Genomic DNA, 7300 nt, shown 5'->3' with positions numbered 1-7300 from the left:
CTCCAAAAGGGCCGCCAACAAGACAGCGAACACCTTTTGAAGAGTTCTGACTAATTGTTCCTCCAGCTCTTTTAATAAAGGCCATTCTGTGGTAAAATGTTTCATGGACTCTCTCCCTCCTGTTTTATTGATGTTGGTCATCACCATCATAGCAGGGAGAGAGTCCTTTTTGCATGACATTTGCTTTTTTCTACCGCGCTTCGCTTGGTGGCCCCGACGAGCGTCGCGAACAAAAGTTCGCAACCCTCGTCGGGGAATCATTCCTGAATGTCACCCACAAATATTTTACTCACACATGACTATTTCACCCACGTATCTGTAACATAACCAACTTCTTCACAATCAAGCACGTATGTTACATTGCCATATCGATCACTTAATCGCAGTTCGTCGACATTAACCTCTTCCATCATTCCTTTCTCCGTCTTTAAAATAACGTATCCGTGAGAAAGGAAATGACAGCTCACTAATCGATGTGGAGTTGTTTTTACTTCTTTAACGAGAAGTTGCCCACGTTTTGCACGTGTAGATTGCTCGAGTTCTGTTCGTGCTATTTTTTTCACTGCTCCACGTTTTGTCACAAGAACAACGTTTTCTTCAGTTGCTCGTTGAGCGGAAATAACGCAATCCCCTTCTTTTAGATGGATTCCTTTCACTCCAGCCGCTCGAACGCCAACTTCTCCGATTTCTTCTTCTTGGAACAATAAGCCATAGGCATATTGTGTGACGAGGAATATATCCCCCGTTCCGTCAGTTTGATACACGTTCACAACTTCATCGTCATCTTTTAATCGAATCGCTACAAGCGGTTTAGAGTACCGTTGCGCTTTATAATGAACGAGACTCGTTTTTTTCACAAACCCTTGTTTTGTAATAAATAAAACATATCCGTGAGAAAAATCTGTAATTGGAATAGCACTAGTAAGTTGTTCATCACGATCAAGCAAAATCATATTAGAAATATGTTGACCGATATCTTTCCAACGAATATCTGGAAGTTCATAAACAGGGCAATACAGATAATTACCTTTATTCGTAAATAACAACAACGTATGTGTCGTATTCATTTCAAACATACCGAGCAATCTGTCGCCCTCTTTCATGCCGATATCTTGTCCGTTAGAAGCGCTATAAGACCGAAGGCTTGTTCGCTTAATATACCCATCTTTTGTGACGGTAACAATGACATCTTCCTCTGGAACAACGACATTCATTTCAATTTTAATTTCTTTTATTTCTTCTTCAATCGTCGTTCTTCGCTCATCTGCATACGTTTTTTTCATTTTTCTTAAATCAGCTTTAATCACAGATAATAGCTTTTTCTCACTTTCTAAAATGGTCGTTAATTCTTCGATTTTATGATTCAATGCGTTTGCTTCTTCACGCAAATCATAAATATCTGTATTCGTTAAACGATACAGCTGTAATGTGACGATCGCTTCCGCCTGAGGCTCTGTAAATTCATAGCGATTCATCAAATTTGCTTTTGCATCTTTTTTATCTTTGGAAGCACGAATCGTTGCGATTACTTCATCTAAAATCGATATCGCTTTCATTAGCCCTTCAACAATATGAGCCCGTTCTTTTGCTTTTCGTAATTCATAACGGGAACGATTCGTGACCACTTCTTTTTGATGTTCAATATACGCATCTAATAATTGCGGCAAGCTTAATAACTTTGGACGACGCTCATGGATGGCAACCATGTTGAAATTGTACGTAATTTGCAAATCAGTATTTTTATACAAATAGTTTAAAATACCTTCTGCATTGCCGTCTTTTTTCACTTCGATAACGATGCGTAAACCTGTACGATCTGTTTCATCACGCACATCAACAATTCCGTCCAACTTTTTTTCAAGGCGCAATTCATCAATTTTTTTAACTAAATTCGCTTTATTGACTTCGTAAGGGATTTCCGTAATCACAATCGCTTGTTTGCCGCCTTTCCCTTGTTCGATCGTTGCTTTAGCGCGAATAATCACTTTCCCTTTCCCTGTTTCGTAGGCCGTTTTAATGCCTTCTTTTCCTTGGATGATGCCACCCGTTGGGAAATCTGGACCTTTTAATACGGTCATTAAATCATCAACTGTACAAGTCGGACGATCAATGCGCATAATCACTGCATCAATTACTTCTCCTAGATGATGCGGTGGAATTTCTGTGGCATAACCTGCTGAAATGCCTGTTGAACCATTGACGAGTAAATTCGGAAACATCGCTGGCAATACAACAGGTTCTTTACTCGTATCATCAAAGTTTGGCACAAATTCTACCGTTTCTTTATCAATGTCGCGCAACAATTCAGACGCGATCTCAGACAGTCTTGCTTCTGTATAACGCATCGCTGCAGGTGGGTCTCCATCAATACTTCCATTATTCCCGTGCATTTCAATAAGTACATTTCTTACTTTCCATTCTTGGCTCATGCGCACCATCGCTTCATATACGGAAGAATCACCATGTGGATGAAAATTACCGATAACATTTCCGACAGTCTTCGCTGATTTGCGAAACGGTTTATCGGCCGTATTTCCGTCCACATACATTGCATATAAAATGCGACGCTGCACTGGTTTCAGTCCATCGCGTGCATCAGGTAGGGCACGTTCTTGAATAATATATTTACTATACCGACCAAATCGGTCCCCTAGCACATCTTCAAACGGTAAATCTAATACACGTTCCATGTTCCTATTCCTCCTCAGCTGTCATCACATGATCGTTCTCTAAAATATTCATATCGTCCTCTAAACCGAATTGCACATTAGACTCAATCCATTTTCTCCTCGGTTCTACTTTATCGCCCATCAATGTTGTTACACGACGTTCTGCACGTGCTGCATCATCAATACGAACACGAATAAGTGTGCGCGTTTCTGGATTCATCGTCGTTTCCCATAATTGATCAGCATTCATTTCACCAAGCCCTTTGTAGCGTTGAATCGTATATCCTTTACCGATCTTTTTTAAAATGGATTGCAGTTGTTCATCTGTCCATGCGTATTCAACAACTTCTCTTTTACCAACCTTTTTACTTACTTTATAAAGTGGTGGAAGGGCAATAAACACTTTACCAGCTTCGATGAGCGGTCGCATGTAACGGTAAAAGAAAGTTAACAACAACACTTGAATATGTGCCCCGTCTGTATCTGCGTCAGTCATAATAATGACTTTATCATAGTGAATATCATCGAGCGAAAAATCAGCCCCCACACCGCCGCCAATGGCATGAATAATTGTGTTAATTTCTTCATTTTTAAAAATATCAGCTAGTTTCGCCTTTTCTGTGTTAATTACTTTTCCACGAAGAGGCAATACAGCTTGAAAACGGCGATCACGTCCTTGTTTAGCTGAGCCACCCGCCGAGTCTCCTTCGACTAAATACAATTCATTTTTTTGTGGATTTCGTGTTTGAGCAGGTGTTAACTTTCCGCTTAATACATGTTCTTTTCCTTTTCTCTTTTTTCCAGAACGTGCTTCTTCCCGAGCTTTTCGCGCCGCTTCACGCGCTTGAAACGCCCGAATGGCTTTTTTAATTAACAATGTGGCGATATCTGGGTTTTCATTTAAAAAGTACGTTAGCTTCTCGCTAACGACCGCTTCAACCGCCGAACGCGCCTCAGGTGTTCCTAGTTTTCCTTTCGTTTGTCCTTCAAATTGCAACAGTGCTTCTGGAATGCGCACAGATATGATCGCAGATAATCCTTCACGAATGTCTGTGCCTTCTAAGTTTTTATCTCGTTCTTTCAATAAACCTACTTTTCGTGCATATTCATTAAATACGCGAGTCATTGCCGTTTTAGCTCCGATTTCATGTGTTCCTCCATCTTTCGTTCGCACGTGGTTCACAAACGAAAGCATATGTTCTGCATATCCATCATGAAACTGAAAGGCAAACTCCACTTCAATATCGCTTTGTTCGCCGCTAAAAAATACAACCGGATGCAATACATCTTTTTCTTCATTTAAGTATTGTACAAACGCTTCAATTCCATTTTCGTAATAAAATGCATCACTTAATCCCGACCGTTCATCGTGTAATTCAATTTTTAATCCTTTTAATAAAAATGCAGATTCTCGCAAACGTTCGCTAATCGTTTCATAATGGAACGTTGTTGTACTAAAAATCGTTGGGTCTGGTTTAAAGCGAATTTTTGTTCCTGTCCGCTTTGTTTCTCCAATTTTTTCAAGTGTACTGACAGGCTTTCCACCATGTTCAAACCGTTGGTAATATATGAACCCATCACGTTGAATCGTCACTTCTAGCCATTCTGATAGAGCATTAACAACAGAGGCACCAACCCCATGCAAACCACCGCTCGTTTTATATCCACCTTGACCAAATTTCCCGCCTGCATGTAATACAGTTAAAATAACCTCTGGAGTAGGCTTTCCTAATTTATGCATACCTGTAGGCATCCCACGTCCTTCATCTTGAACGCTAATGCTTTGATCATTATGTATCGTCACAACAATGCGCTTTCCATATCCAGCAAGCGCCTCGTCAACGGCATTATCTACAATTTCATATACGAGATGATGCAAACCACGGCTGTCTGTACTCCCGATATACATGCCTGGTCGCTTACGAACAGCCTCTAATCCTTCTAATACTTGAATTGTATCTTCGTTATATGTAAGAAGTTGTTTATCTGTCACAATCATTCCCCTTTCACAACAAGAACATTTGTTTCTATTTTTTTGACTTTCTCTATTTTAACATACATTCGAAAAACGTCCAACGTCATGAAGAAAAAGAACGACCATTACAAAAAGAATGGTCGTTTTTAACGTGTGAGCGCATGTTCTACTTTGATGCAGCGATCCATCACAACGGTATAACCTTTTTCAGTTAAATCACGGTACACCTCTTCATCATATACACCTAATTGCGCCCAAAACACGTCCGCATCTATTTGTACAAATTGCTCAGCAATTTCGCGTAAATGTTCAGAGCGACGAAACACATTCACAATATCGACATGTCCTTCAATATCCGTTAACGTAGCAACAGCCGAAATACCCTCCCATTCTTTAATAAGGGGGTTAACTGGAATGATTTCATATCCTGCTTCTTTCATCGCTTTTGCGACCATGTACGATGTACGTTCCGGACGATCTGACAATCCTACGACAGCAATTCGTTTTGCCTTATTCAAAATTTGTTTGATTTGTTCGCGACTTGGATTCATGTCATCTACCTCCTATGATAACCTAGTATTTCTTCATACAAAAAAATAATCCTGCCTTCATTTTTTAAAAAAGCATGTTACAATAAGAACATGACCTTTATAGAGGAAATATGAACGAAGTAGAGGGGGCTTATAATGTCCATTTTGCTTATGATCATCGGTTATTTACTTGGTTCGATTCCGTTCGCGTTACTTGTCGGAAAAATTGGGTACGGAATTGACATACGTGAACATGGGAGCGGTAATTTGGGCGGAACAAACACATTTCGCGTGCTCGGTGTAAAAGCAGGACTAATTGTGACAATTGCCGACATTCTAAAAGGAACGTTAGCTGCAAGCCTACCTGTATTGTTTCATGTAGATATTCACCCGCTCATTATAGGGATGTTTGCTGTGTTTGGTCATACATATCCGGTGTTTGCACAATTTCGCGGTGGAAAAGCGGTTGCGACCTCTGGTGGAGTGTTGCTATTTTATTCACCCGTCCTTTTTATGACGATGTTAGCTGTCTTTTTTCTCATCTTGTATATATCAAAATACGTTTCGCTTTCATCTATGTTAACGGGCGTGTATGCCACCGCTTATGCATTCATATGGACAGACGATATCCCATTGCGCATTGTCGTCACGTTATTGACACTTTTTGTGTTTTATCGCCACCGAGCAAACATAAAACGCATTTTAAACAAAACAGAACCGAAAGTGAAGTGGTTATAGCATGACTATGTGTCATTTACCAGAACAATTTATAACAAAAATGAATGCTTTGCTTCAAGATGAAGCGGAGCGTTTTTTTGCGACGTACAATGAAGAAAAAGTTCACGGTTTGCGGGTGAATACACTAAAAGTTTCACCGTCGACATTTTTAAACATCAGTCCATGGGAACTTGAGCCAATTCCTTTTTGTTCTACAGGATTTTATTACCGCAATGCCCAACCTGGCAAACATCCGTATCATGCTGCCGGATTGTATTACATTCAAGAACCAAGCGCAATGTTTGTCGCTGAGGTGCTTGCCCCATCTTCAGGAGAGCGAGTGCTTGACTTATGTGCAGCACCCGGCGGGAAAACAACACAACTAGCAGCCATGATGAACAATGAAGGATTTTTATTGGCAAACGAAATTCATCCAAAGCGTGTCAAAGCTTTATCTGAAAATATTGAGCGACTTGGAATTACAAATGCTGTTGTTACAAATGAAACACCTGAAAAACTATCGGAAACATTTGAAGGATTTTTCGATAAAATTTTAGTTGATGCCCCATGTTCCGGAGAAGGAATGTTTCGAAAAGACGAAGAAGCGATTCAATTTTGGAGTTTAGATCATGTCCAAAAATGTGCACAAACACAAAAACATATTTTATCTTGTGCTTATAAAATGTTAAACGAAGGGGGCACACTCGTTTATTCGACGTGCACATTCTCCCCTGAAGAAAATGAGCAAATCATCGACTGGTTTTTAGCGACTTACAACGACATGGAACTCGTTCCAATCGAAAAAGAACACGGGATTCAACCAGGTGTGACACATTGGACGAACACACATAATGAACAAATCGCACATACGGCAAGGCTTTGGCCTCATCATCTCCAAGGAGAAGGGCATTTCGTTGCAAAAATGCGCAAACGAGGAGAAGCAAAACGATGGAATGGAAAAGTAGCCACTTCTAACGTATCTAAAGCAATGCAGCGCGATTATGAAATGTTTATAAACAATATAATCCAAAAGACAATAGATGGGACGCTTTACGCATTTGGGACGCATATATTTGCTCTCCCTTATTTATGCCCACGTTTAGACGGCTTAAAAGTCGTTCGCCCTGGTCTCCATATAGGAGAATGGAAAAAAAATCGCTTTGAACCAAACCACGCTTTAGCTATGGCACTAACAAAACAACAAGTACAAGCACACCTTCCGCTCATGTTTGAAGAAAGTATCCGATATATGAAAGGAGAAACATTACAAACAAATGGCGATCGAGGATGGATATTAATCACTATTGACGGTTATCCACTCGGTTGGGGAAAAGAAGTAAAAGGAGTGGTAAAAAACTTTTACCCGAAAGGATTACGGATAAAATAGGATGTCCCTCTATATGTGGAAC

5 protein-coding genes are annotated in these 7300 nt (G+C 40.1%); 2 read left to right on the top strand and 3 right to left on the bottom strand.

Translation table 11 applies throughout. The annotated features are described in order from the left end of the window. Window positions 1-299 precede the first annotated feature (299 nt). The 3 genes from parC to LH47_RS09305 all read right to left on the bottom strand — a co-directional run bounded on the left by parC (window position 300) and on the right by LH47_RS09305 (window position 5195). Window positions 300-2690 (bottom strand): DNA topoisomerase IV subunit A, encoded by a 2391-nt coding sequence (gene parC, locus LH47_RS09315; RefSeq protein WP_043966790.1) that lies wholly within the window; start codon window positions 2688-2690, stop codon window positions 300-302. A 4-nt stretch (window positions 2691-2694) separates the two neighbouring features. Next, a complete protein-coding gene (parE, locus tag LH47_RS09310; RefSeq protein ID WP_043966788.1) occupies window positions 2695-4668 on the bottom strand; it encodes a DNA topoisomerase IV subunit B in 1974 nt (657 codons plus the stop codon). A gap of 122 nt (window positions 4669-4790) precedes the next feature. Then, window positions 4791-5195 carry a CoA-binding protein gene (locus LH47_RS09305; protein WP_043966786.1) on the bottom strand — a complete coding sequence of 135 codons (405 nt, stop codon included), beginning with the start codon at window positions 5193-5195 and terminating at the stop codon, window positions 4791-4793. Between the two features lie 135 nt (window positions 5196-5330). Here LH47_RS09305 and plsY point away from each other — a divergent pair, with 135 nt between their 5' ends. Continuing rightward, on the top strand, window positions 5331-5912 hold the full coding sequence (gene plsY, locus LH47_RS09300; RefSeq protein ID WP_043966784.1) for a glycerol-3-phosphate 1-O-acyltransferase PlsY: 582 nt from the start codon (window positions 5331-5333) through the stop codon (window positions 5910-5912). Between the two features lies 1 nt (window position 5913). After that, window positions 5914-7278 carry an RsmF rRNA methyltransferase first C-terminal domain-containing protein gene (locus LH47_RS09295; RefSeq protein WP_043966782.1) on the top strand — a complete coding sequence of 455 codons (1365 nt, stop codon included), beginning with the start codon at window positions 5914-5916 and terminating at the stop codon, window positions 7276-7278. Window positions 7279-7300 lie beyond the last annotated feature (22 nt).

Origin of the sequence: Anoxybacillus thermarum (genome assembly GCF_000836725.1) — a bacterium.
GTDB lineage: Bacteria > Bacillota > Bacilli > Bacillales > Anoxybacillaceae > Anoxybacillus > Anoxybacillus thermarum.
This window is presented reverse-complemented; position numbering and strand designations above follow the sequence as displayed.

Bases quoted from the DNA above. Each gene is read 5' to 3' on its own strand.
- parC (WP_043966790.1), bottom strand. From the start codon at position 2,690: ATGGAACGTGTATTAGATTTACCGTTTGAAGATGTGCTAGGGGACCGA.
- parE (WP_043966788.1), bottom strand. From the start codon at position 4,668: ATGATTGTGACAGATAAACAACTTCTTACATATAACGAAGATACAATT.
- LH47_RS09305 (WP_043966786.1), bottom strand. From the start codon at position 5,195: ATGAATCCAAGTCGCGAACAAATCAAACAAATTTTGAATAAGGCAAAA.
- plsY (WP_043966784.1), top strand. From the start codon at position 5,331: ATGTCCATTTTGCTTATGATCATCGGTTATTTACTTGGTTCGATTCCG.
- LH47_RS09295 (WP_043966782.1), top strand. From the start codon at position 5,914: ATGACTATGTGTCATTTACCAGAACAATTTATAACAAAAATGAATGCT.